Source organism: Knoellia sp. AC549 (assembly GCF_979258975.1).
The window spans coordinates 1,105,645-1,131,903 of record NZ_OZ409890.1; the positions used below are offsets into that span (position 1 = coordinate 1,105,645).

The 26,259-nt window shown below is 66.7% G+C and carries 30 protein-coding genes and 1 pseudogene; 4 read left to right on the plus strand and 27 right to left on the minus strand.

The genetic code is table 11. The features are described 5' to 3' along the window. Nucleotides 1-51: 51 nt before the first annotated feature. Nucleotides 52-705 (minus strand): cation efflux transmembrane domain-containing protein, encoded by a 654-nt coding sequence (locus tag ACZZ98_RS05345; protein ID WP_463515271.1) that lies wholly within the window; start codon nucleotides 703-705, stop codon nucleotides 52-54. Further along, entirely contained in the window at nucleotides 702-1,046 is a 345-nt protein-coding gene (locus tag ACZZ98_RS05350; protein ID WP_463515272.1) for an ArsR/SmtB family transcription factor, read from the minus strand. Before ACZZ98_RS05350 ends, ACZZ98_RS05345 begins: the two co-directional genes overlap by 4 nt. Nucleotides 1,047-1,210: 164 nt before the next feature. Between ACZZ98_RS05350 and ACZZ98_RS05355 the strand changes: the two genes are divergently transcribed. From ACZZ98_RS05355 to ACZZ98_RS05365, 3 genes and pseudogenes are all read left to right on the plus strand, one after another. Then, on the plus strand, nucleotides 1,211-1,825 hold the full coding sequence (locus ACZZ98_RS05355) for a TlpA family protein disulfide reductase (RefSeq protein ID WP_463517726.1): 615 nt from the start codon (nucleotides 1,211-1,213) through the stop codon (nucleotides 1,823-1,825). Nucleotides 1,826-1,828: 3 nt separating this feature from the next. After that, nucleotides 1,829-2,577, plus strand: a pseudogene (locus ACZZ98_RS05360) (cytochrome c biogenesis CcdA family protein). Nucleotides 2,578-2,653: 76 nt separating this feature from the next. Beyond that, the gene (locus ACZZ98_RS05365) at nucleotides 2,654-3,163 is read left to right on the plus strand and encodes a YnfA family protein (RefSeq protein ID WP_463515273.1); all 510 of its coding nucleotides are present in this window, start codon (nucleotides 2,654-2,656) and stop codon (nucleotides 3,161-3,163) included. On the opposite strand, the gene ACZZ98_RS05370 is transcribed toward ACZZ98_RS05365, so the two are convergent. The 6 genes from ACZZ98_RS05370 to ACZZ98_RS05395 all read right to left on the minus strand — a co-directional run bounded on the left by ACZZ98_RS05370 (nucleotide 3,047) and on the right by ACZZ98_RS05395 (nucleotide 6,816). After that, nucleotides 3,047-3,679: a vitamin K epoxide reductase family protein gene (locus ACZZ98_RS05370; protein ID WP_463515274.1), complete on the minus strand. Its 633-nt coding sequence runs from the start codon at nucleotides 3,677-3,679 to the stop codon at nucleotides 3,047-3,049. The two genes, ACZZ98_RS05365 and ACZZ98_RS05370, sit on opposite strands and share 117 nt — an antisense overlap. Further along, nucleotides 3,672-4,340 (minus strand): DsbA family protein, encoded by a 669-nt coding sequence (locus ACZZ98_RS05375; RefSeq protein WP_463515275.1) that lies wholly within the window; start codon nucleotides 4,338-4,340, stop codon nucleotides 3,672-3,674. Before ACZZ98_RS05375 ends, ACZZ98_RS05370 begins: the two co-directional genes overlap by 8 nt. A 103-nt stretch (nucleotides 4,341-4,443) precedes the next feature. Next, nucleotides 4,444-4,779 carry a DUF3703 domain-containing protein gene (locus tag ACZZ98_RS05380; protein WP_463515276.1) on the minus strand — a complete coding sequence of 112 codons (336 nt, stop codon included), beginning with the start codon at nucleotides 4,777-4,779 and terminating at the stop codon, nucleotides 4,444-4,446. An 8-nt stretch (nucleotides 4,780-4,787) separates the two neighbouring features. Next, complete coding sequence (locus ACZZ98_RS05385; protein WP_463517727.1) at nucleotides 4,788-5,528, minus strand: cation diffusion facilitator family transporter; 741 nt, start codon at nucleotides 5,526-5,528, stop codon at nucleotides 4,788-4,790. Between the two features lie 44 nt (nucleotides 5,529-5,572). After that, the gene (locus tag ACZZ98_RS05390) at nucleotides 5,573-6,472 is read right to left on the minus strand and encodes a cation diffusion facilitator family transporter (RefSeq protein ID WP_463515277.1); all 900 of its coding nucleotides are present in this window, start codon (nucleotides 6,470-6,472) and stop codon (nucleotides 5,573-5,575) included. Further along, complete coding sequence (locus tag ACZZ98_RS05395; RefSeq protein WP_463517728.1) at nucleotides 6,469-6,816, minus strand: ArsR/SmtB family transcription factor; 348 nt, start codon at nucleotides 6,814-6,816, stop codon at nucleotides 6,469-6,471. The genes ACZZ98_RS05390 and ACZZ98_RS05395 overlap by 4 nt, the downstream gene beginning before the upstream one ends. Nucleotides 6,817-7,183: 367 nt before the next feature. Between ACZZ98_RS05395 and ACZZ98_RS05400 the strand changes: the two genes are divergently transcribed. Continuing rightward, nucleotides 7,184-8,353: an ATP-binding protein gene (locus ACZZ98_RS05400; protein ID WP_463515278.1), complete on the plus strand. Its 1,170-nt coding sequence runs from the start codon at nucleotides 7,184-7,186 to the stop codon at nucleotides 8,351-8,353. Here the strand turns inward: ACZZ98_RS05400 and ACZZ98_RS05405 are convergent. The 19 genes from ACZZ98_RS05405 to ACZZ98_RS05495 form a co-directional block, all read right to left on the minus strand. Beyond that, the gene (locus ACZZ98_RS05405; protein ID WP_463515279.1) at nucleotides 8,331-8,846 is read right to left on the minus strand and encodes a hypothetical protein; all 516 of its coding nucleotides are present in this window, start codon (nucleotides 8,844-8,846) and stop codon (nucleotides 8,331-8,333) included. The two genes, ACZZ98_RS05400 and ACZZ98_RS05405, sit on opposite strands and share 23 nt — an antisense overlap. Next, on the minus strand, nucleotides 8,843-9,217 hold the full coding sequence (locus ACZZ98_RS05410) for a thermonuclease family protein (protein ID WP_463515280.1): 375 nt from the start codon (nucleotides 9,215-9,217) through the stop codon (nucleotides 8,843-8,845). Before ACZZ98_RS05410 ends, ACZZ98_RS05405 begins: the two co-directional genes overlap by 4 nt. A 204-nt stretch (nucleotides 9,218-9,421) precedes the next feature. Continuing rightward, the gene (locus ACZZ98_RS05415) at nucleotides 9,422-9,766 is read right to left on the minus strand and encodes a hypothetical protein (protein WP_463515281.1); all 345 of its coding nucleotides are present in this window, start codon (nucleotides 9,764-9,766) and stop codon (nucleotides 9,422-9,424) included. Between the two features lie 314 nt (nucleotides 9,767-10,080). Beyond that, nucleotides 10,081-11,478: a type IV secretory system conjugative DNA transfer family protein gene (locus ACZZ98_RS05420; RefSeq protein ID WP_463515282.1), complete on the minus strand. Its 1,398-nt coding sequence runs from the start codon at nucleotides 11,476-11,478 to the stop codon at nucleotides 10,081-10,083. 80 nt (nucleotides 11,479-11,558) lie between these two features. Continuing rightward, nucleotides 11,559-12,011 (minus strand): hypothetical protein, encoded by a 453-nt coding sequence (locus tag ACZZ98_RS05425; RefSeq protein WP_463515283.1) that lies wholly within the window; start codon nucleotides 12,009-12,011, stop codon nucleotides 11,559-11,561. Nucleotides 12,012-12,069: 58 nt separating this feature from the next. Further along, nucleotides 12,070-13,623 (minus strand): peptidoglycan DD-metalloendopeptidase family protein, encoded by a 1,554-nt coding sequence (locus ACZZ98_RS05430; RefSeq protein ID WP_463515284.1) that lies wholly within the window; start codon nucleotides 13,621-13,623, stop codon nucleotides 12,070-12,072. A 10-nt stretch (nucleotides 13,624-13,633) separates the two neighbouring features. After that, nucleotides 13,634-14,953 (minus strand): ATP-binding protein, encoded by a 1,320-nt coding sequence (locus tag ACZZ98_RS05435; protein WP_463515285.1) that lies wholly within the window; start codon nucleotides 14,951-14,953, stop codon nucleotides 13,634-13,636. A 202-nt stretch (nucleotides 14,954-15,155) separates the two neighbouring features. Next, nucleotides 15,156-16,658 carry an SCO6880 family protein gene (locus ACZZ98_RS05440; protein ID WP_463515286.1) on the minus strand — a complete coding sequence of 501 codons (1,503 nt, stop codon included), beginning with the start codon at nucleotides 16,656-16,658 and terminating at the stop codon, nucleotides 15,156-15,158. A gap of 12 nt (nucleotides 16,659-16,670) precedes the next feature. Further along, nucleotides 16,671-18,164 carry a TrbL/VirB6 family protein gene (locus tag ACZZ98_RS05445; protein ID WP_463515287.1) on the minus strand — a complete coding sequence of 498 codons (1,494 nt, stop codon included), beginning with the start codon at nucleotides 18,162-18,164 and terminating at the stop codon, nucleotides 16,671-16,673. Nucleotides 18,165-18,166: 2 nt separating this feature from the next. After that, nucleotides 18,167-19,012, minus strand: a complete 846-nt coding sequence (locus tag ACZZ98_RS05450) for a hypothetical protein (protein ID WP_463515288.1) — start codon at nucleotides 19,010-19,012, stop codon at nucleotides 18,167-18,169. Further along, nucleotides 19,012-19,311, minus strand: coding sequence for a hypothetical protein (locus ACZZ98_RS05455; protein WP_463515289.1), 300 nt, complete (start codon nucleotides 19,309-19,311; stop codon nucleotides 19,012-19,014). Before ACZZ98_RS05455 ends, ACZZ98_RS05450 begins: the two co-directional genes overlap by 1 nt. Next, on the minus strand, nucleotides 19,305-20,141 hold the full coding sequence (locus ACZZ98_RS05460; protein WP_463515290.1) for a hypothetical protein: 837 nt from the start codon (nucleotides 20,139-20,141) through the stop codon (nucleotides 19,305-19,307). Before ACZZ98_RS05460 ends, ACZZ98_RS05455 begins: the two co-directional genes overlap by 7 nt. Continuing rightward, nucleotides 20,138-20,335 carry a hypothetical protein gene (locus ACZZ98_RS05465; RefSeq protein WP_463515291.1) on the minus strand — a complete coding sequence of 66 codons (198 nt, stop codon included), beginning with the start codon at nucleotides 20,333-20,335 and terminating at the stop codon, nucleotides 20,138-20,140. The genes ACZZ98_RS05460 and ACZZ98_RS05465 overlap by 4 nt, the downstream gene beginning before the upstream one ends. 50 nt (nucleotides 20,336-20,385) lie before the next feature. Further along, nucleotides 20,386-21,174: a hypothetical protein gene (locus tag ACZZ98_RS05470; protein WP_463515292.1), complete on the minus strand. Its 789-nt coding sequence runs from the start codon at nucleotides 21,172-21,174 to the stop codon at nucleotides 20,386-20,388. Between the two features lie 282 nt (nucleotides 21,175-21,456). After that, nucleotides 21,457-23,166, minus strand: coding sequence for a hypothetical protein (locus tag ACZZ98_RS05475; protein WP_463515293.1), 1,710 nt, complete (start codon nucleotides 23,164-23,166; stop codon nucleotides 21,457-21,459). Between the two features lie 1,529 nt (nucleotides 23,167-24,695). Beyond that, nucleotides 24,696-25,139, minus strand: coding sequence for a pilus assembly protein TadG-related protein (locus tag ACZZ98_RS05480; protein WP_463515294.1), 444 nt, complete (start codon nucleotides 25,137-25,139; stop codon nucleotides 24,696-24,698). A gap of 5 nt (nucleotides 25,140-25,144) precedes the next feature. Then, nucleotides 25,145-25,537 carry a TadE/TadG family type IV pilus assembly protein gene (locus ACZZ98_RS05485; protein WP_463515295.1) on the minus strand — a complete coding sequence of 131 codons (393 nt, stop codon included), beginning with the start codon at nucleotides 25,535-25,537 and terminating at the stop codon, nucleotides 25,145-25,147. A gap of 35 nt (nucleotides 25,538-25,572) precedes the next feature. Beyond that, the gene (locus tag ACZZ98_RS05490; protein ID WP_463515296.1) at nucleotides 25,573-25,992 is read right to left on the minus strand and encodes a TadE/TadG family type IV pilus assembly protein; all 420 of its coding nucleotides are present in this window, start codon (nucleotides 25,990-25,992) and stop codon (nucleotides 25,573-25,575) included. Continuing rightward, the gene (locus tag ACZZ98_RS05495) at nucleotides 25,989-26,192 is read right to left on the minus strand and encodes a hypothetical protein (RefSeq protein WP_404380283.1); all 204 of its coding nucleotides are present in this window, start codon (nucleotides 26,190-26,192) and stop codon (nucleotides 25,989-25,991) included. Before ACZZ98_RS05495 ends, ACZZ98_RS05490 begins: the two co-directional genes overlap by 4 nt. Nucleotides 26,193-26,259 lie beyond the last annotated feature (67 nt).

Consider the following 26,259-nt stretch of genomic DNA (forward strand, 5'->3'; position numbering starts at 1 on the left):
GCTCCTCGTGACGGTGAGAGCTTCCCGCGCACGACCGTCAAGGCTTTGGTCCTATGAGTCGTCCTCCTCGACGAGCTCGCCTTCCCAAGCCTCGCGACCCTCGTGGATCGCGAAGGCTGCGATGACGAATCCGGCGAGGGGGTCGAGCCACGCAGCGCCGGTCAGCGCGTAGAGGCCGAGCCCGAGGAGGGTTGAGATGCTGAGCAGGACGCAAATTCGGGTCTCAGCAGCGTCGGCGAGGATGAGCCGGTCGCCTCCGAGCTGGTGGGCGACCTTTGTCTTCTCGCGCGCGAGGACCGGCATGATGATGATGGACGCGATGAGCAGCCCGATACCGATCCAGGAGGTTTCCGGGGCCTCGTCCCCGAGCAGGCTTCGGACCCCCTCAAAGGTGACGTAGGCGGCCAGCACGTAGAACGTGATCGCCACGGCCTTAAGGGTTCGGCGTTCCTTGGCCTCGTCGACGTCGCCATGGCGCAAGCGCGACGCGAGGCGCAGGCCGACGAGGACCGCGGCTGCGGACTCGATGCCGCTGTCGAGGCCAAACCCGACGAGGGAAACCAGTCCGGCCATGAGGCCGATGGTGACGGCGATGATTCCTTCGATGACGTTGTAGGCGACGGTGAACTGGGCCAGGCGCAGCCCGCGACGGGTGAGCGTTTCGACGTGTGCGGGAGTCAGGTCGGCGGTCGTGGGGCTGGTCACGTGAGGTCCTTTCGGGAGGGCAAGCCGTAGCTGGAGCAGAGAGGGACCGTATCGCCGGTTGTATTCAGGAGTTGCTCGGCAGCATCGAGGAGGCGGTGGGTCTCGTCGGGGTGGGCGAGTCGGTAGAAGGTGGCTCGACCTACGGACCGGGACTCGACCAGCGCGCAGTCCCGCAGGCAGGCGAGATGGCCCGAGACCGTCGACTGGGCCAACCCGAGCCGCTGGGTCAGGTCGACCACGCGCTGCTCATCCGCCACCAGCAACCCGATGATCGCCATTCGGGTCGGGTCACTGAAGCCGTTGAACAAGCACGCCGCTGCGATCGACGCCTTTGCGGTCACGGCATCTGTCGTGATCGTCATATGCCGATGATAACGCCGATCTCCGATTGTTCCTAGGCCGGCATGGCGGCTGGGTCGATGACGCGGTGGTGACTGCGCCTAGTCAGCCAGACAGACCACTGGGGGCGATCGAACGCTCTGGTTCATTTGAGACAATCGTCCGCATGCCCTCGATCACTCGGTATGCGCTGTCGCGCGCTGTTGTTGCCCTCGCTTCGTGCGTGGCTGTGTTGACTGTTGGGGCCTGCTCGTCGGACCGCAACTCGATCGCTGAGCAGGCCAAGCAGGGCGACCAGAAGGGCTACATCGCCGGCAACGGGGCGATCGAGCAGATCCCTGCCGCCAAGCGGCTCAAGCCCATCACGCTTGAGGGCACCACCTTGGACGGCGAAGACTGGTCGAGTACTTCGGCCCGGGGCAAGGACATCGTCGTCATCAACCTGTGGGGATCGTGGTGCCCTCCGTGCATCACCGAAATCCCTGACCTCGAAAAGGTGTGGACCGAGGTCCAGGCAGCCAAGAAGCCGGTGCAGTTCATGGGCATCGATTTCCGCGAGTCACCCGAGCGCGGGTCTGCGTTCGTGTCGACTCAGAAGATGACCTACCCCAGCCTGTCCGACCCATCAGGCATCCTCATCCTTGCCTTCGGTCGTCAGGCCCCAACGAGCCCACCCTCTACTCTCATCCTTGACCGTGAGGGGCGTGTCGCCGCCCGTGCCAGCGGCGTCGTCTCAGCCGCGACACTGCGGGGCCTCATCGACGACGTACTGAAGTCCTGACCCGTGACCGACACCATCGCCTCTGGTGCCCTACCCATCGCCGTCCTCATCGCGGCCCTCGCCGGGCTCGTGTCCTTCGCGTCGCCATGCGTGCTGCCGCTCGTTCCAGGCTTCCTTGGCTACGTCACCGGGCTGAGCGACACCGCGCTGGAGCACCGTTCGCGAGGTCGGATGGTGCTTGGGGCGGTGCTGTTCGTCCTCGGCTTTGCCGCCGTCTTCGTTCTTGGGTCAATCTTCATCGCCACTCTGGGCCGTTCACTGACCGTGCATCGTGAGCTGCTCATGCGGGTCGGCGGGGTGTTTATCATCCTCATGGGATTGGTCTTCCTAGGCATTGGTGCGGGTATTGGCTCACAACGTCAGTTCGCCCCGTCGTGGCGCCCCCAGACCGGGCTCCTGGGGGCACCCCTGGTCGGGGCCATCTTCGGGCTCGGTTGGGCACCCTGCACTGGCCCCACCCTGGCCGCGGTCATGACCCTGTCGGCCTCGACCACGAACCCAAGCACTGGTCGCGCGGTGACTCTTGCCACGGCATACGCCCTCGGTCTGGGCCTGCCGTTCATTCTCGCGGCTGCCGGGATCGAACGCTTTGGACGCGTGTCCGGCTGGGTCCGCGACCACCATCGTCTCGTGCAGTACGTCGGCGGTGGGCTGCTCATCGTTGTCGGGCTGCTGCTCCTCACCGGGGTTTGGGAGGACCTCACCCGTTGGCTGCAAGCTAGCTCGTGTCTGGCTTCACCGTGCCGATCTGAGGGTTCCTCGATCAAGATCAACCACGTTGGTAGGACGACGCCATTATCGGAGCCCACCCTAGGTATCTCGCTCGGGTTGGGAGACTGCGGCGACCGTTGTGAGGTCGCTGCTGCTGTTTGCGTTGGCCGCCCTCGCGGAGATCGGTGGGCGTGGCTGGCTTGGCAAGGAGTTCGTAAGCACAGGGGCTGGATCTGGATCGGCGCTGGCGTCGTTGCGCTCGGTCTGTATGGGTTCGTCGCCACCCTGCAGGCTGACGCGAACTTCGGGCGCATCCTGGCCGCCTACGGAGGAGTCTTCGTCGCCGGATCCCTGGCGTGGGGCATGGTCGCGGACGGATTCCGACCCGACCGCTACGACATCACCGCCGCGCTCATCTGCTTGGTCGCTGTCGCCGTCATCATGTACGCACCCCGGCCCGCCCGAGCCGACTACCGAAGCGACTGCGGAGCGAGCAACTCGTCAGCGCGTTCAGGTGCCCAGCGTCACCCAGTAGTCCCAGAACTGGACGGCGATGAGCCCAGCGATGACGACGAGCCACACGATGACCACGCTGGGACTGTAGGACGCGATGGCGCGCAGCCGTGATGGCAGCGGGATCTGCCCGGTTCTGATGTTTTCGGCTGTGGTGGCCACGAACCCGGTGATGGCCGCGACCCACACGATCATGCAATAGGGGCACAGGGCGCCGATGCGGTAGAGGCTCTGAAAGACCAGCCAGTGTACGAACACGACCCCGAACGTTGTCCCGGCCTGGATGCCCCACCAGTACCAGCCGGGCAGCCTCGCCCGGGTCAGCAGGACCACCCCGATGGTGAGCAGCGCGGCGAACCCTGCGACGCCGAGGATGGGGTTGGGGAACCCGAACGCAGCGGCTTGGTCGGTGTTCATGACCGACCCGCAGGACAGCACCGGGTTGATGCTGCACGAGGGCACATAGTTCGGATCTGCGAGCAGGGCGACCTTCTCGACGAGAAGCACGAACGCTGCGAGCAGGCCCACCAGCCCGGCGAGCGTCAGCGACCAGACTGTGCCCCGCCCAACGCTCCCTTCCGGCTCAGCAACTTTTGCTTCGACCGATCGGGCGGGTGCGGCCTCAGCCATTGAGGGCGGCGTCGATCTGGTCGCGGAAGTCCTGGACCGAGGACGGCTGAAGCTTCTTGCCGTTGAGGAAGAACGTCGGTGTTCCCTCCACTCCCAGGTCCAAGCCGTCTTGCCGGTCCCGCTGTACCCGCTCCAACGTGGATTTGGCTGCGACGGCCTTGTCGTAAGCCGCCATGTCCAAACCCAGCTCCTGCGCGAAGCCACGGAACACCGACGCCTTCGAGTCCTGCTGCTCACCCCACGACGTCTGGGTGTCGTACATGCGCTTGTACATGTCCTCGAACTTGCCCTGCTGGGCAGCGGCTTCAACAGCGAGAGCGGAGTTGACGGCGTTCGCGTGGCTCGGGATCGGGAAGTAGCGCACCACGAAGTCGACCTCGCCGGCATACGTGGTGCGCAATTCCTCCACGACCGGGTATGCCGCACGGCAGGACTCGCACTCGAAGTCCAGGAACTCGACCAGCACGACCTTGCCTGTCCCGGCGGCCCCGAGCCGGTGACTGTCGTCGCGGATGAGCTTGCCCGTCGCCGTTCCTGTTCCGGCTTCGACGTCGGCGGGGTCGGCCTTCTTGGGGGCCAGTGCGAAGGCGCCGGCGATGAACGCCACGAAGAGGGCGATGACGATGCCGGAGACGAGCGCGTTGCGTTTCACGGGTTTCACAGGGGGTTCAGCTCCAAGGCAGGACGGAAGGGTCAGGGGGCTTGCTGGGGCGAACGGGCGGAGACCGGATGAGGTTCCTCGGCCGGTCGAGAAGGGGCTCGCGTCAGCGGTGCGCCAGGAGTTCGGCGAGGTCGTGCGGGACAGGCATGCGCTGCGTCAGGGGGACGGTCGCACGGCCGGTGTTGCCTTCGGGATAGCGGCCCAGCGCCGATCCGGGCGCCGCGACAAGAAGCCGGAGGACCTGACCGGCTGCTTCGCGCCGGTCGTGCTCGCTCCACGCCACGGACAGCATGACGGCATGCGCCTGGGTGTGCGGCCAGGCCCACGGCTGGGAGAGGATGTGCGCCCGCTCCAGTGCGGTCCAACGCTCCTCGCCCGTCGCAGATGTTCTCGCTGCCCGCAGTTCTGCGTCGAACGCCTCCCGGATCGTTGTAGGCATCCGGCGGCTCATGAGCGGTCCTCGCCCCGTGTGAGTGTCACTGGGGTGGGTGCGGCTTTGTCGGCCACCCCTTGGTTGCCGCCGACCGCCGCGGGGGCGCAGCAGTCGTCTGAGGCGCAGTTCGTCGGGGACGTCGCGGCGACTGTCCCGGCCCCGACTGCGGAGAGTGCGGCTGGTGCGCAGCAGTCGTCGCCTTGCCAGTTCTCCCAGCCTTCGCGGGCCGCGACGGCAGCGATGATGAGTGCGGCCACCGGGTCGGCCCAGAACCAGCCGAGGGTGGCGTTCAGGACTAGCCCAACCAGCAGCACTGCGGACAAGTAGGTGCACAGCAGGGTCTGCGTGCCGTCGCCTTCGACAGCGCCGGAACCGAGCTCCTTGCCGGTGCGGCGCTGCCACAGGCTCAGGAACGGCATCACTGCCAGTGAGGCCAGGGCCAGGCCGATGCCGACGGGGCTCCCCTCTGGCTGGGCTCCGGTGATCAGAGCGTGCCCAGCCTCGACGGTGAGGTAGGCCGCGAGAGCGAAGAACGAGATGGCGATGAGGCGTTGCGCGGTGCGTTCCCTGCTTTCTGGCATCCGGTGGCGGAACTGCCACAGGATCACGAGCCCGGAGGACACCTCGACGATGGAGTCCAGGCCGAATCCGACCAGGGCGGAGGAGCCAGCAATGTTTCCGGCGGTGATCGCGATGACAGCTTCAACGCTGTTGTAGATGACGGATGCGGCAGCCAAGAGTTGGGCGCGGCGCATCAACGTGGCTCGGCGCTCGGTAGTCGCGAGGGTGGTCCATGTGGTCACCAGGTGACCTCCTTGCATCCGGTATGGGTGTTGGGTTCGACCTGCAGGGTGGCGTGTTCGACGCCGAAGTTGGTGCGCATGACGGTTCGAGCGTTGTCCAGGACGGCGTGCGCGTCCGCGCCTTCATCGGTCATGAGGTGTGCGGTGGCGACGTTCATGCCGGAGGTCAGGGTCCACACGTGCAGGTCGTGCACGTTGGCGACGCCGGTAACCGCCGACAGTGCTTGCTCGACGTCGTCTGGTGTCATGTCCGCCGGGGCGTGCTGGCCCAGGACGGTCAGGACCTCACGGCCCAACATGACCGCCCGGACGGCGACGAAGAGCGCGATAACCAGGGCGATGCCGGTGTCCCACCACGGGTTGCCTGTTAGAGCCACCATGAGTCCGGCGACGATGACGCCCACCGAGCCGAGGGTGTCGGCGACGACCTCGAGGTAGGCGCCCTTGACGTTGAGACTGTCGCTGGCTCCGCCGCGCAGCAGCAACAGGGCAATGACATTGATGACCAGCCCGACGGCGCCGACGACCAGCATTGTCCCGGAGGCGACCTCAGCGGTGTCACCGATGCGCCCGATGGCCTCGATCATGATGTAGACCGAGACGCCGAACATGAGCAGCACCGCCAGCCCGGACGCGAACACCTCAGCGCGGTAGGACCCGAACGTGCGACGGCCGGTGCTGTCCGGGCGTGACGCGATCCGGGTCGCGACCAACGCCGCACCCAGGGCGACCACATCAGCGGCCATGTGCCCCGCGTCGGATAGCAACGCCAGGGACCCGGAGACCAGGCCCGCGGCGAGCTCGACGACGAAGTAGCCGGCGACGAGGATGAACGCCAACCTCAGCCGCCATCGGTGCGCACCTCCCGCGCTTGCGTGTCCGTGCCCGCCACTCATCGGATGAACTCGGTGGACGTCGCAACGTTGTCGGGGGTGCCGACGTCGTGGGCGATGTGCTCCCGGGTCAGGTCCAGCAGCATCCGTACATGCGCATCCGCGAGCCGATAGAACACCAGCCGCCCCTGCCTGCGACCCGTCACCACACCGGAGGCACGCAACATCCGCAAAGACTGCGACACCGTCGCCTCCTGCGTACCGGTCGCCGCCGCGAGATCACACACGCACAGCTCACCGGCCTCCAAAAGCGCGAACAACAGCCGTGACCGCGTCGGGTCGCCAAGAAGCTTGAACATGCTCGCCGCCCGAGCCAAGTCGTCCGCCGGCAACGTCGCATCCAGCACGAGCTGGACCTTCTGCGGATGGATGCACTGAACCGCGCAGCCATCCAAACCCACAATCGTGTCATCTGAGCGCATGATCAGATGATAACGGACGTCAGTCAGTCGGCCGATCATCCTGTCATGCAAACCGACTGCCGCTCGAGGCACTGGCCGGATCCGGCAACTCGCCACCCAGATGCTGTCGGAGTGAGCGCCGCGGGACTTCGTTGCTCAGGTCGTTCTTCAGCGTCCCTTGCCCGACGCAGGGCACCACAGCCAATACTCGCCACCCACTTGGCCAACACGCGGGACCTAGAAGTGTGTAGAAATCTGTAAGCCTGTCTAAAACTCCCTTATATTGAGTTAGGAACTTCTATAGGAGGACGTTGTGGACGAGGTCACGAACCCCTATATGCCCGGAGCTGGGATGCGTCCCGTAGCCCTCTTGGGACGGGACGCACAGCAGGACCAGTGGACGACCCAGCTCGCCCGCGCCGAGCACGGTCGACCTGGGCGCTCGTCCGTGCTCTACGGGCTGCGTGGTGTCGGCAAGACCGTGCTGCTCGGGAAACTCCACGAAGAGGCCGAGCAGGGCGAGTGGGTCGCAGGATTCATCGAGGCAGGTACGGGCAAGGGCTTGCGCGAGCTCGTTGCCGAGGCTTTCCAACTCCCCTTGCTCAACCTCGCCCGTCCAAGCGCCAGCGAGAAGATCAAAATTGCGCTCAAGACATTCGTCTCGTTCAAGGCAAGCGTGGACTCAACGGGGACTTGGTCGTTCGGCCTGGATCTCGACGGGTCTGATGGTGGCGGCGCGGATTCGGGCGCGCTCGAAATGGATCTGCTCAGGCTGATCCTCGACCTCACCACTGCGACTCGCGAGGACGGCAAGGGTGTCGCCTTGCTGATCGACGAAGCGCAGGATCTGACCAATGCAGAGATGGCGACACTGTGCTCCCTCGTGCACATCGCCAACCAGCGGTCCCTGCCGTTCGTTGTGGCCCTCGCCGGCCTGCCCAGCCTGCCGGCGGCGCTGGCGGAGGCGAAGTCCTACACCGAGCGGCTCTTCCAGTTCTCTCACATCCAGCACCTGCCAGACCACGACGCCCGTGCCGTGTTGACCGAGCCGGCCAGACTCGAGTCAGTGGAGTGGGAGAGCGATGCTGTCACCCTGGCCGTGGAGGTCTCCCGCGGTTACCCGTACTTCCTGCAGGAGTTCGGGTCCAAGACATGGTCCGTTGCACCCGGTCCCGGTATCACTCAGCGTGACGCCGAGCTGGGGTGCGCTGAAGGGCTCCGTGAACTCGACAACGGCTTCTTCCGGGCACGGTGGGATCGCGCTACCCCGCAGGAGCGCGATTATCTGAAGGCGATGGCGGTCGACGGTGACGCGGGGTCCAACTCCAGGGCTGTGGCCGATCGGCTGGGCAAGTCGATGAGTCAGATCAGTGTGGCCCGGTCGAACCTCATCGCCAAGGGTCTGATCTACGCGCCCGAGCACGGCCGCGTCGCGTTCACGGTCCCTCAGATGGCTGACTTCATCTCCCGGCAGCACGCGTAACCGTCGACGTCGCAACCTCTGCGCGCCGGGCGTCGGCTTCCCGTTGTCTGCGCCGTTTCACGTCGTCATCTTCTGGCTGGAGTCCGGGCATGACGGTGGCCAGTTCCTCCGGCGCGGCGTCCAGATCGATGTCCTCCAAAGAGAACTCGTCGTGGCCGCCGGCCACGAAGGTGTACGACCTGTCGCCGCTGGGGCACGCGTTGTCTGCCACGTTGTAGTCACGGATGATGACCGTCGCGGGATCGCGTTCTCCGGTCATCATCGTCGAGGCGGTCAGCCCCTCCCCTGGCCCGGAAAGAACATCGGCCACGGTGTACCTGTCGTAGAGCAGGTCCCGGGCGTACTCCTCCGCATGCTCCACAGTCTCGAATCCCGACACCAAGAGCACCGTGTCGCAGACCACCCCTTCGCAGTGAGGGTGCAGCGACTCGTCGCAGTCACCGAACTCGATGTCGAAGCGTGACAACGACGCGCTGTTCTCGTCCGCGGTCATCCGTCTGTTCCCTTGCTGATCAGTCCGCGGGGCCCGTTCCCTCGCGCCGTGTCACAGGCACCCCACAGGCCACGCTGTCTCTGTTCGGCGGTCCTCTCAATGTCGAGGTAGTACCGCGACAGCTGGTGGTTCTCCAGCGCTCGGAACGAGGTGGCGTGGCCTTGCTCGAGGAGGTACTCGGCGACGTCTTCGCCGGCAACGTTGACCTGACGTAGGAGCCGGTCGTAGCGATCGCGGTCGTCGACGTCGTCGACGGAGAACGCGAGAACTAATTGGCCCTCGAGCAGCTCGCCCAGCGCAACGCCCGCCTCCGTGCTCCAGCACTCAGCTGGGCTCGGGTCGTGGGCGACCTTGGGTGCGTCGATGCCCACGATCCGGATCCGTTCCCGTGCACGACCAACGGTGGCACGCAGGGTGTCTCCGTCGACGACGGTGACATTCGTGAGCGTCACAGGGGCCTTCCCTGAGGTGGCGCTGGTGAGCGGCGCGGCGCACCCGATCAACAGTGCCGCGCACCCGACGATCAGGGTGAGGTTCAGGTGGATCCGGTGCCGTGTCATCGTTCCCTTCGTGCTTCAGTCGAAGATCTCGCCGGTGTCTGTGTCGACCGCGAGGTCGTCGTCGACGACTCGGAGCTGCGGGCCTTGCGGTTGCTGGCTGGCCCGCGATGCCCGTTGAGTCTGCTGATCAGCGTTGAAGGCTCGTCTGCGTTCGTTGACCCGCTCGTCGCTGACATGGCGGGCGAATCGGCCGTTCGCGGGCCAGTCCTGGTGCCCTTCCTCGCAGTAGTTGCGCGAGCGACCCTTCATCCGGTCGATGAAGGACGGCAACGCGTATCGGTGCCACTCCTCGAGGGCGTCGCTGGTCAGGGCCCGCCCTGCCCTGCGCCGCTGGTCGGCGATGACGGCAATCTCGTGCACGAGGTGTGGGTGTTGGGGCCAGCAGGGCGGGATCATGGCCGACACGTCCCACACGTACTCAAGATTCAGCCAGGTCGTGACCGCCTCGAGCCAGGCCCACGCCTCCAAGCGCAGCTGGGGCTGAGTCAGGCTTGCCGGGTCCCAGGGTCGCGGCAGAAGGTTCAGGTCACCGAGCGCCTTCCTCTGGGCGTCCGTACCCGTGTCAGCCAGGTCGAGTTCTCGGTAGGCCTGCTGGATTCCTTTTCCCGGCTCGGGAAAGGCTCGGACGATCGGGGCCGGCCTGGGTGGGGTCGATGGGGAGCCCTGGACGGTGCTCATGGCTGGGTGAAGCTGTAGTCGGTCGGGCTTCCGCTGTCGTGGAGAAGTCCTCGTCGTCGTGCCTGGACGAGCGCCGCGGTTGCCCGCGCCTCGGGGGTCACGGTCATGCGCTGGTTGTCGCTAAGTCGGGTTCGCAGCTCGGATTTGTCATGCAGGAGTTGCTTGCCCGACTTCCCGGTGATGCATCGGTCCAGTTTGGCGATGATCGGCTTGCCGTTCTCGGAGACGACGAGAGCATGCCCCTCCTTCAGCTGGCGCACCTCTGCCCCGGTCAGGATGGGGATGTCCTCACCCACGACGTTGCGCCCGCCCATCTGCCCGAACTGCCAGCTGCTGCGACTGATCCGCACTGGCCCGAGGAGGTCGGAGATCTCCTGGTTGAACGCAACATCTTTGCTCCCACCGAACAGGACGAGGTTGTTGGTCAGACCGAGAAGGGTTCGGGCTTCCTGCTCCCCGAAGATCGCGGACATTTGGGCGCGGGTCTGCGCCGCCCAGATGAAGGCCATCCCCAAGGCTCGCTCGTTGGCCATCCGGGTGCGCAGCGTCGGCAATGGCGCCGTCGACGGCAGCTCGTCGAGGCAGGCCAGCATCGGTGGGCAGAGCCGGCCGTGCGGGGAACGTTGAGCCGCCCCGAGGCCGGTGTCCAGGACGTGTTCGGCCACGGCTGTCATCAAAGGCGAAGCGCTGGCGTAGGGGTCCTCCCTGCCGAGCAGGTAGATCGTGCCTGCGCGGCGGATGACGTCGGCGATGTCGGTGGCGGGCCGCCCGGGTCCGGGCACGCACCGCTTCCTGATGGGTTCTTGGAAGAACAGGGACATGGCTTGCTGCACGGTCGTGATGGTGTTGCCGGCTGTGCGGTCGTCACCGTGGAGGGCGCCGTGGAGCAGCCCATGCCAGAACGGTGCCGCGTGCGGGTGCTCGCGCAGGATCTCGATCGGGTCCGAAGTGCTGTGCGGGTTGGCCACCCAGCGCAGCACGTCTTCCAGCGTGCGGCCCGTGAGTGCTGCAGCATGGAAGAATGCCTGGATCACTTTCGCCGCCTCAGCGGCGTAGAAGCGGGCGGCGTCGTCCCCGTGGCCGCCGGCGACTGCGCCCTTGACGGTTCCGGCCGTGAACGCCTTGGCGCGTCGTTCGGCCACCATCGGGTCGATGCACCCTTCGATGGGGTCCCAGACGAGCTCAGGCAGTCCTTGGGTGATCCCGAAGGGGTCGAGGACGACGCAGGGTCGGTCGTTGCTCGAGCGCGCGGTGAAGCTGAGCAACAGGTCGTCGGCCTTGGTGAGGGTGACCAGGGCTGCGCCGGGCGCGTTGAGCAGTGCTGGGATGAGAGTGTCGAGCGTCTTTCCGCTGCCCTGTGGGCCGATCACACCAGCGGTGCGGTCCCAGGGCACCCACAGTTCCCCTCCGCTGGGTTGACGGGCACGCCCCAGACGCCACCCAATCTGCCGTGGGTCGAACCGCTGCGTGTGTTTCATCGCTGCCGCTTCCCGTAGAGGTCGGGGCGGATGACTGCGGCGTTGCGGCGCAGTCGGCTTCGCCCGAGGAGCTTCTCGGCTTCAGTTCGGGTGGCCATGCCGTGGACCCGGGAGGGACCCCACCGGTCCCAGGCGATCTTGCTCGCCCACAGCATGAGGGCCACGTTAAGTACTTCGACGATGCCGATCCAGATCCGTGTGGCGGCGGCCCCGGCGATGTGGTCTGGTCGAGGAACCAGACCCGCGCCTGCATCTCCGCCTAAGGCCGGGAAGACGCTGACGAACAGTTCCTCCCGTGGCGGGAAGTGCAGGCCGGCACCGGCGATGAGGTTGGCGCCTCCCCGACCGGCGTGTACCCCCAGGATGAAGAGGAGCACCACGACCACCACGGCCGCCAGCGGTATCTCCCAGGTTGTCGGGTGCGGGTTGACCCGTCGTGATCTCTGCATGGGTGGTCTCCTTTCACTGCCCGTAAGTCGCGTCTGCGCCTCTGACGGTCAGCCGGCCTCAAACGGGCTGCCTGGTGGGTTGGTCGGCCATGTTGCCGACGCGCCAGATCTCGAAGATGTTGCGCTTCGCGCCGTCTGCGTAGCTGAAGTGGCCGACCCCCTTGGCAGTGCTCCGTGCGTCGATCGTGGTCTTCGTCGCGGGGTCCCAGACGATCACGACGTGCCCGATGCGTTCAGGGCCCAGATAGGAGTCCCAGAAGATGATGTCCCCGGGGCGTTCTTGGCCGGGTTGGACCCGGAACCCGTTGCCTTTGGCGAGCCAATCGCGTTGTGCGCCAGCGGTCCTCGGCATCGATATCCCGACCTGCGCGAGGGCGTTTTGGGTGAACGAGGAACAGTCCCAGGCGTTGGGTCCGTTGGCGCCGTACCCGTAGGGGTCGCCTGCGTGGCTCCCTGCCCAGGCGAGCACTTTGGTCAGGCGGTCGTTGCTCAGCGGAGGGAGCTGCGGGTTGCCGGCGCCTCCGACACCGCAGTCGGTGGGATCTCCAAGGACGAGCCCGCCACCGTAGGCATGGGCGTAGTGGAGGACATCGTTGACGTACCAGTCGGCGTGGTTGTAGGCCCAGACAGCCTTCTTCACACCGGTTGGCCCGTTGGCCACCCCGCTCTTGATGAGGTAGTTCGCTGCGGAGGAGACGCTGTCTGCGTCGTTGCGGATGTCGGCTCGGCCGTCGCCGTTGCCGTCGACGCCCATCGTGGCGAAAGTGGCTGGCATGAACTGCATTAGGCCTTGTGCGCCGGCGCTGGAGGTGCCCTTGTTGCGGCCGTGCCCTGTCTCCTCCATGCCGATGCCGGCCAGGAGGGTCCACGGGATCTTGTACCTGGCGGCCGCTGCGGTGTAGAGGCTCTTGATCGTCGACGGGATGCTTGCTGGTGGGGTGCGCAGTGAGTCCTGTCTGGGCGCACCGGCGGCGGGCAGATCGAATCCGATGCCGCCTTCCGTGACGTCGCTGGGGAGGTTCGTGGTGGTTGTGCTGGGGGCGACGGCCTTGCCGTTGAGGGGTGCGCCGTGCTCGAGCATGAACGGAACCGGATCCACGGCGCGGCTTCCCACGTGGATCTCGAGGTGAAGGTGCTCGCCGGTGCTTCCCCCGGTGCTGCCCTCGATTCCAAGGGTTGCGCCGGGGCTGATTACCTGGCCCGGTTTGACCGTGATCTTGGCCAGGTGCGCGTAACGGCTCACCACTCCCCCGGCGTGAGCGACGTCGACCAGATTGCCATAGGTGCCTCGGGCTGCCGCAAACGTCACCTTGCCCCCGGCGATCGCCACCACGGGACCTGGTCCAGGGAGCGAGGAGAGGTCCTGACCGGTGTGCTGGCGCCACTCGTGGGCGATGGGGTGGAACTCGTTGCCGAAGCCTCGCTTGCTCACGACGTAGGCCTGTTGGAACGGTGGCCGCCAGTCACCGGTGGCCGGGATGGCGCCCCCGCAATCGACGGTGCGCAGCTCGGCCCCGATCACCGACCCACCGATTGCCGCCATGGCACCCAAGGCCACGGGCACGCACATCATCGCGAGTAGAGCGACAAGGAGGAGGGCGATCTTTTTCATCGGTCCGACCTCAGGCCGCGCCCTCGATGGCGTCGTTGGTGTAAGTGAGCCGGCGCTCGGTGGGGTGCAGCACGGTCTGCACCTTGTAGGTCTGCTCCCCCACGCTCCACAGGGCGCGGCCTTTGCCTTGCATGGCCCACCCCGTCACCAGGTCGCGCGCGATCGGGCCCAGACCGAGAAGGGTCTCGAGTTCGTTGGCGACCGCTAGGTCCTGTCCGTGGAGGATCTTGACGTCGGCCAGGTGGAGCAGGTCCTTGGCGATGGCGACGGCTTGGGATCCGGTGTCGCCGGCGGAAAGCAGGTCGGTTGGTTTGTGTGCGACCGCGAACTGGATGTCGCCGTCGCGACGGGATAGGCGCAGGTCTGCGTCGAAGGACTTGACTGCCTCGGGTCCGAGCCGCAGTTGTTTCCAGGACTCGTCGCGCACGACCACACGCAGGTCGCCGGCTGGGGCGATCTCGCGCATGCCTCGTCCCCACGAGTTCAGGCAGGTCAGGGCGATCCCGACTGCTTCGTCGCCGAGCGGGTCGAGTCGCGAGAGGCTGAGGGACTGGATGGGGGCGCGCCAGTCGACGTCGACGGTGGTGTGGTCGTCGAAGAGTCCGGCCAAGGCGCCACTGACGAGCTGTCCGAGGGCATCACGCAGGAGCCGGGTGGTGTCGAGGAAGTGCCTTTCGTCGGAGTAGCGGCATTCGACGATGAGATCCTTGGTTGGGTTGTCGAGCAGGTGCCACAGTTCGGGGATGGTGGTCTCGCGCATGTGGGTGTGTCCGGCGGCGTAACCGGTCAGGTGTTGCAGTGCGGCCTTGACGACCACTTCGTCAGTGGGGCCGAAAGGGACGCCCCGTTCCCCGATACGTTGTGAGCCGACCAGACCCCGGACGAGGGTGAGCCAGCGGGAGAACACGATCGTGGCCCGCGCCTGTGCCTCCTCGGGGCTCAGCTGATCCCATCCGGTCAGGAGCGGCCCGAAGGACAAGGGGTTGATCCGGGCGGGCAGGCCTGGCCCGATCGCGAAGGGCTCGACCCCCAGGAATCGGCACAGCGGCTCGTACTCGTCCTTGGTGTCGCCGAGGATGAGGACCCGGTAACCGAAGTCGATCATGCGCAGGCAGAAGCACTTGGTGGTCGCGCTCTTGCCACGACCGGGCTTTCCGAAGCTGAAGATGTTGGAGTTGGTGACCGGGACGTCGTCGTCAAGGACCCATCCGAGAGGGTCTGCGTAGAACGCGCCACCGGAGAGCATGTCGATGCCCATCTGTGCGCCGGTGGGGGGCAGGCCCGGGGTAGAGATGAAGGGCCAGAAGACGGGGGCTTGGTCACTCGTCATGCGCCACAGCGACACGGGAGCGGAGGCGGGCGCCCATCCTCGTCCGGCGCGACGTGCCCCGCTACGGGGTGCGGGCTTGAATATCCGCCCTTCGTGAACAGGCGGGAGCGGGCGCGGGATCGAGGGCAGCTCGTGGCCGAAGTCGGAGAGCAGACGGGACATGTCGCGTCCGCCGCGACGGCTGCCGAGTTTGGTAGCCATGTCAGTTGGCCTTCCTGGTGAGGCTGATCCCCAAGGGGACCGTGGAGGATGAGAATGCGACGTCTTGGGCGAGGTCGAGCCGAAGTGGCGCGAACCCAGCCCGCCGCACGGACGCGTCGAGGCATCGGCCGTATTCCGAGACCCGGGCGGTCTTGGGGACCGTGACCGTGACGACGGCATACGGGCGAGTGAGGCTGTTTCCTCGGGCCAGTTTCTGGTCAAGGCGGCGCACCTTGTCGGCTTCGTCTCTGGACTTGGTGCGCTGTTTGACCTTCGCCTTGTTGCGCATCTCCTCACCGATGTCGGCCGCCCATTCGCTGGTGGCGCTCTGTCGTTGCGCCGCTGACTGCGTCAGGATCGGGTAGGCCACCATGAAGCTGCGACGCTCCCCCGCCGCGGTCGGAGTCAGGACCGGGGCGAGAGCACCCATTGCGGCACCCTTGACGGGGAGTTTGATCGTGGAGCTGATTGAGTTCCAGGCGTCGTGGCTGTAGTGCCGTGCCACCGGGTCCGCCCCTGAGGGCCCGGCCATGGCCCAGGGGATGTCAGCGTTCACGTCCGGGTCACTCTTTCGGCTGTCGAGCGCGTCCACAATTCCAGCGCGGTCGCCCGGCGCGAATCCGGTGCGGCACACCAACGCGAGCTCGGGACTGGTGAGCCAGTTCACGGTGGTCATCCCCATGCCGCCGCGCAGCTGCGCCTCGACTTCTGAGGCCAGGCTGTACAGGACACGGGCGCGCCCGTCGAGGCCACCGCCTGACTCCTTGGCCTCCTTCGCGATCCGTCCCTCGGGGACCACGAACGTCACGAATGCTTCGGTGCGAACGCTGGCCTGGGTGAGGTTGCTCTGCAGCTCGTCGTTGATTTCACGGGCCGCGGTCGCTTCCCCGCGGCGGTGGCGTGTGACCCATTGGTCGCGTTCGGCACCGTCCTCGGGAACGGTGCGCACCAGGAACAGGATCTCGTCGATGAGCTCAGTCCGTGCGGCGAGATCTAGGAGGTCGCTGAGTCCGGCGCCTTGCCTTTGTCGCTCGTCGACCTCTTTCAAGCCGATGCCGGGGTGGACCACGGAGGCGGTCACCGCCCAGGTGCGGGATCGGTGGTCTTGGACCATCGCCGTTCGGGCCAACATTGCACCGTTGGGTGGGCCGTCGTGGATCTTGATGCCCTGAAGGATGCCGGGCAGGTCTGGCTCGTCCATGTCGTCTGCTCGCCCTCGCCCGGCCTTGGAGCGGAATCTGGTCCAGCCGGCCAGCCCGCCAACTGCGAAGGCGAGGGATGCGGTGGCCCACCCCGTGGCCGATCGTCCGCGCACTGGGGTGATCGTGATCAGGAGGATGACGGTCCACAGGAGCAGGAACAGCAGAGCGGAGATCCAAGCCCCGCTACGCATTGACCAGGCGATCGGTAGGAACGTCAGCGAGACGATCGCCAACTGCCACCCCCCCAGTCCGAAGAACCATCCGATGCGAGCTCGGGAGTAATCCGAGTAGATGACTGCCATGTGTCTTCCTTCCTAGACCGGCACGACGGGGATGGCTCCCGCGCCGGCTCCTGCTGCTCCTGCACCTTCTGCTCCTGCGCCGCCTGCTCCAGAGGTGGGCATCCTTCCCCCGCCGCCGCCGGGTGATGGGCCTCCACCTCCAGGTGCAGATGGGAGTGATGGGGTCGGTGGGGTGGGCAGGGAAGGGGTGGGTGCCCCGTCGGTGCCGGTCGCCGCAGGGTGGAGGTCCTGGTCGGGGCCACCACTTCCACCGCTGTGGGAGTCGTCGTCCCCGTCAGCACTCTTGGGTCGCCCGCCGTCGCTGCCGCGTTTGGTGGAGGTGAAGTCGGGGACGTAGTTGTTGTGACCGACCCCCATCTGGTTGGTCAGGTCCGCGCCCACCGCGGCACCGGTGGATCCGATCTTCTCCATGGCTCCCATGCCGGCGGCGCCGGCCTGGCCGAGGGCGCCACCGAATTTGCCCATCATTCCGGCCGTGCTGCCGTTGAACCGGCTGCTCGTCGAGTCTTCGCCGGCGCTCTCGCCTTGCGATTTGCCGTTCTGGTCAGTGGCGGAGGCCGCGGAGTTGCTGCCGCTGGCGCTACTTCCACCGAGCCCTCCCAGCAGTCCGGAGATCCCGCCTTGTGCTGCGAGGCCGGTACGTAGCGCCGCGCCGGAGGTGGTGCCGGGGTCGGTGAACGCGAGGAGTTTGAACAGTGCGAGCGGGCTGAAGCAGCCGATGCAGATCAAAACCACGCCGGGGACTGCGGTGCCGATGGCCTTCTCCAACTCGTTGGTCATGCCAGTGGCCACGCCCGATGTCATCTGCACCCCAATCCCCAGGACGAGGATCATGAGGACAGGGGTGAAGGCAGCGGCGTGGAACCACCGGAAGCTCTTCCAGAACCAGTCGCGGCCGAAGTCGGAGGACAGCCCCGCGGCCGAGATTGGCGTGGTGGCAGCAAGTACGAGCAACGAGCCGGCCCGAGCCAGCATGACGAGCAGGTGCCCGATGGCGGCGAACACCAGAAAGATGCCGAGCACCATGAGGACTGTGGCCACCGTGCCGTCGGAGATGTCTTGGACGGAGATCTGCGTGCCCAAGGGTTCGAACTGCGCCCACTTATCGATGTGCAGCAATTTGTTCATAAGGGCTTTGGTGAGCCCGCCGACGGCCGCGAGGAGCGCGACGCCGTATCCGAGCCAGGCGGCCCAGACCATGAGGAACTGGCCGGTGCCGATGAGGAGCTGCCCCACCGAGCGACCGTCCCTGCGGAAGGCAGAGATCCCCAGCTGCGCCAGGGACAGCGTGATCATCAGGGTCAGCGCGATCCAGAACGTGATCCTGTAGATCTCCGCGCCTGGGCCAGTCTCGCTGAGGTCGGGAGTGGTGAAACTGTCGACGATCGTCAGCACCAGTTTGAGCAGCCACAGCCCGGCGTTCCAAACTCCGAGGCAGACCGCCGTCCATCCGTCAGCGACGACCTTGCCCGCGGCTGATGCGAGGTATCCGAACGGGTTGAACATCTTCAGCTCACCCCCGAGTCCTCGGCCTCGACCCAAGTACGCCACCCGGCCTTGATCGCCAAATGGGTGTCGGGCCAGGTTGACGGTGCGGTGGCGGGGAGGTCGCCGGGGGCGATCATCCATCGCCCGCTCTGGGTGTCGCCGAACCACTGCATGCGTTCGCAGTACCCGTAGGCGACCCGGGCTTCGGTGGTGATGACGGCCCGCACGTCGAGCAGGACGCAGGCGAGCACCCAGCCCGTCCCATCGATGCCCTTGACCTGGGCTGCCGCTGGGCGGGCGCTGACGGTGATGGTGGGGTCCTTGGTCTGCCCCTGCTGGGCACTGGCCAGGAACGCTTGGACGTTCTTGATCAGGGGCCAGTTCGCGACTCCGACACCCCCCGGCATGGCCCACTGCTTGTAGACGTCGTTGGCGTGCGGGATCGACATGCCCTGCAAGACGGTGGTCTCGATCGCCGCCAGCTGTCCGATCGCCCCAGCCGGTGACTTGGGGAATCCGGTGGGCACCTCGACTGGTCCGGTCCTTGTAGCGGCAGGCACAGCCAGTGCCGGCGCGGGGGTGGCCGCCGGGGTGCCGGCCTTGGAGTCATCCGGTTCCACCTCGAGCATGGCGGCGGCCGCGACTGCGTCCCGGTGAGCCTGACCGTGGGACTCCCCTGCGGCCCCAGCGCGGATTTCGGCCGAGGCGGGTTCGACGGTGGAGGTGTCGGCGGACTGCACTGCGTAGAAGACCGCGAAGCCCAGGCCGACCAGGCCGGCCAGGACGACGACGACTCCGCCGGCGAGCACGGCCAGCAGTCGTGGCCTTCCCCATGCCCCGTCGGTGAGGTGCCTCGCCTGAGCCATCAGATACAGCCAGACCCGGTCATGGCGCGGACCACGCCTGGCAGCACGAGGTAGGCGATGACGGCGAGGAACACGACGACGACCCCCACGATCCCGGCTTTGCTGGCATGGGGCATGCCGAACACTCGACCGGCCACGATGGAGCCGATGCCGACGACGACACCAACGAAGAACAGGAAGATGACGCCCCACAGGACGTAGCCCATGAGCTGGTCGGCGTACTTCTGTGCCTGAGGTGGCGCGGTGGGGCACACCGCTGTCGGGAGGGCGGTGAGGTGGTAGGTGATCGTGCTCAGCATGAGGGGTCCCCTTCTCGGTGGTTCTTGGCTTGGACAAGCCGGAGCAGGTGGGTTGTTGCGGTGGTCAGTGCCGCCGGTAGCGGTCGCGTGTCGAGGCCGTGGCTGGCCAGGTCGCGGTCTTCGGGGATGTCGATGAGTTGCCCGTTGCGCTCCAGAGCACGGGTGAGGGCGCCCATGGTGTGGTCGATGCCGCGTGCCCACTTCTTTCGTCGTGGGCCGACGATTGCGGCCACGACGTTGGCGCCTTCGAGGAGCGCGAGGGCGCCTTCCAGTCGTCGCAGGCCGGGCACGGTGGCCGAGGTGACAACGACGACGGCCTGCGCACGGTGCACGTGGTCGCCTATCCAGGAGGGCGTGGCCAGGACCTGCCCGAGCTCCCAGCCGATATCGAGGACAGTCAGGCCCAGTGGGCTGATGGGTGGCGGGGGCAGTGGGACCTCGTTGATCTCGAGCAGCACGTCGGTGCCGCGCTCGAGGGTGACGTTGTCTCGGGTGCCTCGGGTCCACCCATCGCCGACCCGTCCGAGCTCGGCAGTGGCCGCGGCCGCTAGGCCGGTCGCGGTGACGGTGCAGCACTCCACGACGCGGGCCGAGGCAGCGACGGTGGCGATCGCCAGGGCGACGGTGCTGGCACCGGTGTTGCCGCCGCATCCGATGACTGGGAGGACATCCTCATCGGGCTCCCACGTCGGCCCGGGCTTACCGTCGCGGGTGTCCGTCGGGCGACGGCTCGGGTCGGTGCGGAACTGTCCGGTCTGTACGGCCTGCCAGGCACGCTTCAGCTCGTCGACGCTGATGGTGGTGCGCGGTGCCGTCTGGGTCGCACTCATCGGGTTCGCTCTCCCAGTGCGCGCCGTCGGGCAGCGAACAGCTCGCGCAGGTCGCTGGAGTCGAGACGGGCCAAGGCGGCTTTCGCCAGCTGCGCCTGGCGCAGCCTGGTCATGCACTGGTCGAGGTCCTCGAGGACGGCGGCGTCGCTGTTGGCCACGTCCATCAGTCGCTCGATCTCTGCGGCATCGGTCACTGTCATCACCTCGCCGCCTAAAGCCGGACGGGGGTCACTGGCGGTCCTCATCAGGCGGACAGCTTTCGTGCGTCTCGCAGCGCTTGGACTGAGCGTCGGGTCCGGCGGCGGATGGTGATCGGCGAGACACCGTGGCGATGGGCGACCTCCGTGGAGACGTCGTTGGAGAGCAGACCGGCATGCCCGCGACCGGCACGGCGCGGCTGGTACCGGTCCGCGGTGGCGGCCACGTCGACGAGCAGCGCCCGGTCGTCTTCAGTGATGACTCCCTGGCTGCATGCCCACTCCAGGAGCTCGGCCAGTTCGTGTTCGGGTTGGGCGTCGGCGGCCGGGCCAGGAAGGACACCCCAGACGTCTTCTGTGGGGGCAATCAGGATGCTTCGGGACCATGCCGGGTCCGCAGCCACACCCACCCCGAGATCACGCATGACCGCCTTGCGTGCGTTCATCAGGATGTTGGCGGCGACGCGGCGGCCACGCTGCCACGGGAAGGTTCGAGCCTCGACCCACAGCTGGGCCGCGAGCACCTCGTCGATACTCGGGGTCAGGGTCGCCAGCCGAGCTGCGAGGAGGCTGGCGCCGGGCAGAAGAAGCCAGGCCAACGCTCCCGTAGCAGCGAGATCGTCGCCACCTTCGGGTGAGGCCAATTCGGCCAACGCGAGCAGCACCCGGTCTGCGTTCTCGGGTTCGGCGTTGCGCATCCAGGTGGGCAAGTCCACGAGGTCCTCGACGACTTCGAGTGCCTCGTGCTCGAGACGCCAGCTGCTCCAACGATCCCTGGCGAGGGCCAGCATGTTGTTGTCAGGGTCATCCAGACCGAGGTTCCTTGCGACGCTCATTTCGAGCTCCTTCCGCCGTGTGGGCATGGAAGGAAGATCCCGATCGGGCGTCCCCGAGGTTGTCCCCGCCGAGCGCGATTCGCTGGGGGGTACGACCTCCTAGAGGCAAGCCGTCAGGTCTGTGACCTGCACAAATACAACGTCCCCCCGAAAGTTGAAGAAATTCGCGGCGGAGGGGTTGCCACAAGGGTTTGTGGGTTGGGTTTCGAGCCACGCGAAAACGAAAGGGCCTCACCATCGTGGGCGATGGTGAGGCCCTTTCATCTGGCTTGGCCCTAGTTGTCAGCTGGCCTGCTGAGAGCGCTTGAGCCAGTCCTTTCCGGCGATGATCTGTTGGGTCCGCTCGGAGAGTTCAACCGGCGGCCCGTCGTCGTCGGTCCGGTTGAGGATCTCGTCTCGCAGGATTCGGTCGGCCTCGTTGGCGTGACCCTCTGCTGCCGCGACGGCTGCGAGATCGAGGCGGGGAATCTCATCGTCCGGCGCGGCCAGTGCGGCGGTTTCGGCGGCCAGGCGGGCGCGTTTGAGATCGCCGTCGCGCAGGCTGTGTGTGGTGAGGAGATGGGCAACGTCGACGACGGCACAGACCATGTGCTGGTCAAGCCGATCTCCTTCGGAGAGCCAGTACCAGCCACCCTTGCGGAGGTTGTCAAAAGGACGTCCTTGGACCAGGCGCAGGGCGGCGCAGAGGTCGTCGATTCCTTCGGGACCTCGCGCCTCGCCGCGGGCTCTGAGGCGACGGAACAGGTCCGCGTCGACGAGAGCGTCCAACACCTGGTAGACGCTGGTGCCGCGCGTTTGTGCCAGTGGTGCTTTGCGTGCGTCGGGAAGGTGCTTGTCCCCGGTGCGAGGGTTGGTACCCAGCCAGTCGCGAACGGTGTTCACGTAGTCGCGTGCCTTGGTCTGGGAGATGTTGAAGGTGTCCGCGACCTCGTCCGGGGTCGCCCCGTGCCGGCGCGTCACCAGGTAAGCCAGCAGCTCGGTGAAGTAAGGCTTGCGCTTGGCCAGCGCAGCCCCTCGAGTGCGCGCCGTGACTGGGCCAAGGAAGGTCAGTCTGGGAAGGTCGCACGTGTCTGAGTGCCACTGCTCCAGGTCTGCGTCGAGGGTCGGGTCGGTGTTCAAGACCGCATCACGGACTTGGGGTGTCACCCGCGGCGCCAAGGCGTTGAGATCGGCGACGGTGGTCGCCCCGTGCTCCACGTACTCCTCGTCCGGATCCGCCAGGATCGACGTTGGTGGCGCAGCAGGTTGGGCGTCCTCCTCGTCCACGTCGTTGAGGCTGAGGCGGGGAAGGGTGTATTCGTCTCGCAGAGCTCCGGCCTCGTCGGTCCAGGCCTTCCAGCTTTCCTCGTCTGCCTCGACGGAGGGGATGTCGACGTCGTCGAGGTCCTCACTCTGTGCCAGGAGGGCTGCACATCCTTGTGCTTCGTCGGCTGTCAGACCCACCGCGATCAGGTCGAGTCCTGAGGTTGGCATCATAATCCGCCCGGTTGCGCTGATCTGGACCTCGATGCCGTCGCCGGCGAGCTCCTCCCCTCTGACCACGACACTGGTGCCGGTGTGCCCGCCGTGGGTGCGCACGAGGTTAAGCAGCTGCTCCAGGGCGGGTGTCGTGTCTGCGGCGGCGGCGTCGACCATCAGCATCTTCGCCGGCCAAGGGTCGGCCCCCAGCTGGGCTGCTCGAGCTGTAATCACGTCGGTGCCAGCGTCCTGAGAGCGGTCGATCATGGCGACAGCGTCCGCGACGAGATCAGCGGCGGGGTCATCGCCGGTGTGGACGCGCACCCGTTCGGGGTTCATGGCCTCGACCTCGGTGGCGACCCCGATGAGGTCCACCGTGACGCCGTGAGACCACGGGTTGCACGCGATCTCGGCGGCGATGTACCGCGCGAAGTCCCGTCCGTAGTCCACGTCTCCGGTGATGACCAGGTCCATGTCCTCCAGGTTGAGCATCCATGCGTCGCCGGCGTCGCTGGTCCCGATGGTGCAGAGCATCGGGTAGGGGGCTGGCTGATCCTCGACGAGCGGCCCGACGGTCGCGGGGTCCGCCTGCGCCGGCAGCGTCCAGTGGAGGTGGTCCTCGGTGCCGTGCCAGGGGGCGTCGAGGGTGGTCGGACCCGACAGGTGCAGGGTGAGGCCGGTCGGGGTCATCTGGACGGCTGCCACTTCGGGCATGGCCTGACCCGCGCCGGTGTGCGAGAGCGCGAGTCGTCGGAGCGCGGCGTCAAGGTGCTCAACGGTCGGGGCGGTCCTTGACCCGATCGCGGTCACGGTCTTCTCGACGGGGATGAGCACGGGCTCGGGGGTTGCGATCGTGCGTCCGGGACGTCGGGCACGGAACTGGGCCCGGCGCCGACGTAGCAGCAGGAGCGCCATCGACCCGGCGAGCACTCCTCCCCCGCCGACGAGTCCGGTCAGCATCCACGGTGCGACGGAGGGTGTCTCCTCGACTGCGTCCGTGGGGGCAGGCGCGGGTGCGGATTGGCCTGAGGGGATGCTTGGGGCCGCTGCTGGCGGGCGGGCGCTCTCTGTGCCCGGCGTTTCGCCCGACGGCACGTTGTGTGGTGCGGCGCTGGTCGGTGAGGGAGCCCGGCCCTCTGCGGGTGCCTTCGGGGTGGGGGCAGGCGGCGACGTTGCCGGTGTTGCTGCCCCGGGGATGGTGAGAGTCCATCCAGGCAGGATCAGGTTGGGGTCGACCAGGCGGCGGTCGCCGGGCTGATGGGTGTCCTTGGAGGCTGCGTAGATCTCCGGGTAGCGGTCGGGGTCACCGAGCTCCTCGTTCGCGATATCTGACAGAGTGTCCCCGGGTTCGACGACGACCTTGGTGTCGTCTGCGCCCGCCGCCTTCGTAGGCGCAGTGGGAATTGTCAGCACGGTTCCCGGGGTCAAGAAGCCGGGGTCGGCACCCAGGGTCTTGGGGTTGAGCTCGACGATCTCGCCGTATCGCGCTCCGTCCCCAAGGTGGGCTTCGGCCAGGGACCACAGCGTGTCCCCCGGCTTGACTGTGTGGTTGATCGTGGAGGGCTTCGCCTCGAGTGGAGTCAACTGAGTGTGGGGTGTCGCAGGGGGTGCGAGCTGACCGGAAGGAACCGGTGCGGCTCTCGATGGGGTGCTCGCCGCAGCGGATGCGGTCGCTGCTGTCCCCGCGCTGGCGTGGGCGGCAGGCATGCCGACGGGGGCCGTGACGAACAGCAACAGGGCTGCACCGATCAGTCCTCGGGCGGCGGACTGCGGAAGCGCGAGGCCGGGCAGGTGCGGCGAGGAGGTGCGGCGGACCCGGGCGATGCCTTCCAGGGCAAGGGAGGCGGCCAGGAAGGCCCATGCCGCCCAGCCGACGAGTGTGATGAAAGCCAGGGCGAGTGTTCCGTCATCCGGGCTCGTGAGGAAGACGCGGAGCTGCTCGAGGGTGGGGACCTCGTTCGGCAGAGGGTTGGCGCCGATAGCCAAGAGCGCCACGGGGAGTCCGATGACGATCCCCAGGATGGTTAGTGTGGCCACCAGTCCGACAAGTCGAGTGCGCAGTCTCACTGTTCGACACCTCCAGCGGAGCGGACGATCCTCGACTCGGCGTCACCGTGGACGGTGAAGGATCCGATGCCGATGATGTTGAGGAACTTGGTGGAGTAGGTCTCCGTGGTGGTGACTCTCACGGTCGTGCCGTTGATGACGGTGGCTGACCCTGCCACGCCAGCCCCGGCAAGGTATGTCTGCGCTGCTTGCTGCGCGGCGTACGGGTCGGCCTGGACACCTTCACCACGGATGGCTGCCGGGGCGACGAGCTGTTGCCCTCCCGCTCGTGCAGCCTGCCTGGCGACGTCCCGGGCATGCTCGAGTGTGTGGACTTTGCCGCCGACGTCGGCGGCGAGTCCGACCAGAATGATCATGGCCACGGCACCCACGACGAGGACGATGCTGATCGATCCGCGTTCGCGTTCGTCGTCGCGCCATGGGTTGGTCAAGGTCCGCATCCGAATCACCGTTCTCGGTAGGTGTCGATAGCCGACGCCGTGGTCGCCTCGACGGAAAGGGTTCCGGGCAGACCGGGCACGGCTAGGTCGGCGACCTGGACCTGGCAGGTGACCGTGGCCGTCACTCGCGCTGGGGTCCCGACCGGCGCAGCAAAGCCGGTCGTGTCGACAGAGACGCTCTTCGAGCTGCATTTTAGGCCTTGGTTGTTCAGGGTCGTGGCAGCACTCGAGGAGGCCGCACCCTGTGCCTGTTCTTGGGTACGGGAGATGGACGCCGCCCGGGCTGCTGCGTTTGCTGCGGACTCCACGCTGTGCTGGGCGATGGTGAACCGTCCGGCAGCAATGATGAGGCCGACGAACAGCATGAACGCAGGGATCCCGATGACGGCCTCGATCACCGCTGACCCTCGCTCGCGTCCTCCTTTGCCCGACCTCATCCGGTGACCCTTTCTACGGGGACGGTGGCCGATTGTCTGACCATGAGTCCCCAACCGGGAATCACGGTGAGTGGCCTCCCTGTCACCGTGACCGTGGCGTTCGTGGCAGAGCGTTGACTGGTGATCCTGACCCCTCTGATGACGTCCGAGCCTCCCGCGTCGGCGACGAAGCTCGAGGCTGCGGCGGAACCGTCCCCACCTGAGCCCCCTTCAGCTCCTGCTGCTCGCGCGCCTTCCTGCGCGGCCGCGATAGCGACCGTTCGGGCGTGGTAGTGCAGGGCGCCTTGAAGACCCAGGAACATCACACTGAACACCAGCGGCAACAAGATGACGTTTTGGATCGACCCCGAGCCACGCTCGTTTTGCCCCGACCCCACGAAGGGGTGAGGCAAACGGAAGGAGCGAGGCGACATCATGTGCCGAGCTGGCCGGCCTTACCCATGACGAAGGTCCTGATGACGGCCACAACAGCGGCCGCGAGGGCCGCGAGGGCCACGCCCCACAGGATCTGTTCCAAGGTCACGGATCCGCGCTCCGGATCGCCCTTGATGCGCTTGCTTGCGTGATCGGACGCGGTGACGCCCAACGTGTGTAGAACTGCGGCCAGATAGTGCATGCGGCTCTCCCCTTCTGTGGTTGTGCCGGCCCTGGTTGGACGGCTTAAAAGCTTGGTTGCTATCGGT

Coding starts and splice junctions, on each gene's coding strand:
- ACZZ98_RS05430 (WP_463515284.1), bottom strand. CDS start 13,623: ATGAAAAAGATCGCCCTCCTCCTTGTCGCTCTACTCGCGATGATGTGC.
- ACZZ98_RS05490 (WP_463515296.1), bottom strand. CDS start 25,992: ATGATGTCGCCTCGCTCCTTCCGTTTGCCTCACCCCTTCGTGGGGTCG.
- ACZZ98_RS05495 (WP_404380283.1), bottom strand. CDS start 26,192: ATGCACTATCTGGCCGCAGTTCTACACACGTTGGGCGTCACCGCGTCC.
- ACZZ98_RS05455 (WP_463515289.1), bottom strand. CDS start 19,311: ATGCTGAGCACGATCACCTACCACCTCACCGCCCTCCCGACAGCGGTG.
- ACZZ98_RS05440 (WP_463515286.1), bottom strand. CDS start 16,658: ATGGCAGTCATCTACTCGGATTACTCCCGAGCTCGCATCGGATGGTTC.
- ACZZ98_RS05390 (WP_463515277.1), bottom strand. CDS start 6,472: ATGAGTGGCGGGCACGGACACGCAAGCGCGGGAGGTGCGCACCGATGG.
- ACZZ98_RS05450 (WP_463515288.1), bottom strand. CDS start 19,012: ATGGCTCAGGCGAGGCACCTCACCGACGGGGCATGGGGAAGGCCACGA.
- ACZZ98_RS05470 (WP_463515292.1), bottom strand. CDS start 21,174: ATGAGCGTCGCAAGGAACCTCGGTCTGGATGACCCTGACAACAACATG.
- ACZZ98_RS05370 (WP_463515274.1), bottom strand. CDS start 3,679: ATGGCTGAGGCCGCACCCGCCCGATCGGTCGAAGCAAAAGTTGCTGAG.
- ACZZ98_RS05475 (WP_463515293.1), bottom strand. CDS start 23,166: ATGCTCTGCACCATCGGGACCAGCGACGCCGGCGACGCATGGATGCTC.
- ACZZ98_RS05355 (WP_463517726.1), top strand. CDS start 1,211: ATGCCCTCGATCACTCGGTATGCGCTGTCGCGCGCTGTTGTTGCCCTC.
- ACZZ98_RS05445 (WP_463515287.1), bottom strand. CDS start 18,164: ATGTTCAACCCGTTCGGATACCTCGCATCAGCCGCGGGCAAGGTCGTC.
- ACZZ98_RS05380 (WP_463515276.1), bottom strand. CDS start 4,779: ATGCCTACAACGATCCGGGAGGCGTTCGACGCAGAACTGCGGGCAGCG.
- ACZZ98_RS05480 (WP_463515294.1), bottom strand. CDS start 25,139: ATGCGGACCTTGACCAACCCATGGCGCGACGACGAACGCGAACGCGGA.
- ACZZ98_RS05385 (WP_463517727.1), bottom strand. CDS start 5,528: ATGCGCCGCGCCCAACTCTTGGCTGCCGCATCCGTCATCTACAACAGC.
- ACZZ98_RS05425 (WP_463515283.1), bottom strand. CDS start 12,011: ATGCAGAGATCACGACGGGTCAACCCGCACCCGACAACCTGGGAGATA.
- ACZZ98_RS05460 (WP_463515290.1), bottom strand. CDS start 20,141: ATGAGTGCGACCCAGACGGCACCGCGCACCACCATCAGCGTCGACGAG.
- ACZZ98_RS05435 (WP_463515285.1), bottom strand. CDS start 14,953: ATGACGAGTGACCAAGCCCCCGTCTTCTGGCCCTTCATCTCTACCCCG.
- ACZZ98_RS05405 (WP_463515279.1), bottom strand. CDS start 8,846: ATGACCGCGGACGAGAACAGCGCGTCGTTGTCACGCTTCGACATCGAG.